This is a genomic window from Rathayibacter rubneri (genome assembly GCF_023743255.1).
GTDB lineage: Bacteria > Actinomycetota > Actinomycetes > Actinomycetales > Microbacteriaceae > Rathayibacter > Rathayibacter rubneri.
In genome coordinates this window covers 1-1750 of the sequence record NZ_JAMRYM010000189.1, presented here as the reverse complement: position 1 = coordinate 1750, position 1750 = coordinate 1, and the positions used below count along the sequence as shown (strand labels likewise).

Below are 1750 nucleotides of genomic sequence, written 5' to 3'. Positions count from 1 at the left end.
GCCCAGACGCGGCCTCGGCGCAGCAGCGCGCCGAGGGTCGGGGTGGAGACGGCACCGGCCTGCGCCGTCATCGGGGGGCCCCGGAGAGCGGATCCGCGGAGAGCGCGAGCGGCGGGGCCGCGACCGCGAGGGCGTCGTCGAGCGCGCGGACGCGGGAGTACTCCTCGGGTCCGCCCGGTCGGTCGAGGTACCGCACGCCGTCGAAGTCGTCGGCGGTGCGTCCGAGTTCGGCGGCCGACCCGGGGAACACGGCCTCGGCTCGGCGGGCGAAGCCGTGCGCGGTCGTGCCGGGGGAGGCGCGGACCAGCGTCCGCTCGTCGAGGGAGCGCACCAGAGCGCGGAAGCGCTCGATCACGGCCTCGCTCCAGTCCCCGCGCGCCGCGGCGGCCTCGGCCAGCGCCCGGAGGTCGGCCGACGAGCGCCCGTCGTCCGCGGCCAGCACCGACCCGCGGAGCGCGCTGCGCCGGCGCAGGCTCGGCCGTCCCGCGATCAGCAGCGCGGTGACGACGAGCGCGACGACGACGAGGACCCCGATCACCGCGGCGATCGGGACGGCCGGGCCGTCCGTCGGCACGGTGAGGGAGGTGAACCAGTCCCGGACGGCCTGCACCGCCCGGTCGAACCAGCTCGGCTCGGCCGCCCGGTAGCGCGGATCGGCGAGCTCCTCGAGGAGGAGGCGCCGGGCCTCCTCGGCGTCGGGGTCCAGCGCGGTCGCGGAGGGCAGGGCGCGGATCACCGCGGCGTCCGCTCCGGGGCCGGGAACGGGTCGGGGGAGTCGAGGCCGGCCGCGCGGTCCTCGACGTGGCGGAGGAGGACGAGATCGAAGCCCTCGCGGCGCATCCGGCGGTCGAGGTAGGCGAGTCCGGTGACGGCGGCCTGCAGCACCGTGCCGACCGCGCCGATCACGAGTCCGACGGCCAGCGAGAGCACGGTGACGACCAGCGAGGCGGCGATCTGCGCCTCCGGATCGGTGGGTGCGATCAGAGCACCGCCGATCGGCACGAGCAGGCTCAGGGGAGTGGCGACCACCTGACCCGCGACCTGCACGATGACGAGCATCAGAGCCAGCGCGCCGAAGGTGCGCCAGAACCCGCCGGCGACCAGCGCCCACGAGCGCGCCACGGCACGGCGGAGCGGCTGGCGCTCGACGACCAGCAGGCTCGGCACGAGGGCGAGCTTCGTCCCGAGCCAGGCGCCCAGCGCCGTCGCCGATGCCGCCGCGACGAGCAGCACGAGGACACCCCCGACGATCGCCCCCGCACCCGCGTCCTGCGCACCCACGACGAACAGGGGGACCGCGACGGCCACGGCGACGAGGACGAGCAGGGAGAGCCCGATGCCCTGGAGGACCGTCCAGCCGACCAGCGCCCAGAAGCGACCGCGGAGGCGGGCGAGCAGCTGCGGGAGCGTCGGCCGCTCGCCGAGCACCGCCCGCGAGACCTCGAGGACCACGAGCCCCTGCACCAGGGCGCCGGTCGCGAGCGAGACGCCCAGGGGGATGAGAGCGGCGAGGATCACGATCGCGATCGACCCCGCGCCCACGGCGTCGCGGTCGGCCGCCTCCGCCTGGTCGATGCGGCCGATGGCGAGGACGGCGACGACTCCGTAGATCACGAGGGCGAGCACCGAGCCGACACCCTGGATCAGCAGGGCCGGCCCGAGGGTCGTCCGGGGGCTGCGGCGCAGCACCTGGAACGGAGCGCCGAGCAGAGTGCCGAAGCCCAGGGGCCGCAGCGGCACCAGACCGGGT

General features: G+C 76.5%; 2 protein-coding genes. Both read right to left on the bottom strand.

The window, feature by feature from the left end:
* Positions 1–67: 67 nt before the first annotated feature.
* Entirely contained in the window at positions 68–736 is a 669-nt protein-coding gene (locus tag NB037_RS19980; RefSeq protein WP_251948644.1) for a DUF4129 domain-containing protein, read from the bottom strand.
* Positions 733–1750: hypothetical protein (locus tag NB037_RS19190; protein WP_251948643.1), on the bottom strand; the 1018-nt coding region annotated here is incomplete at its 5' end. The genes NB037_RS19980 and NB037_RS19190, both read right to left, overlap by 4 nt.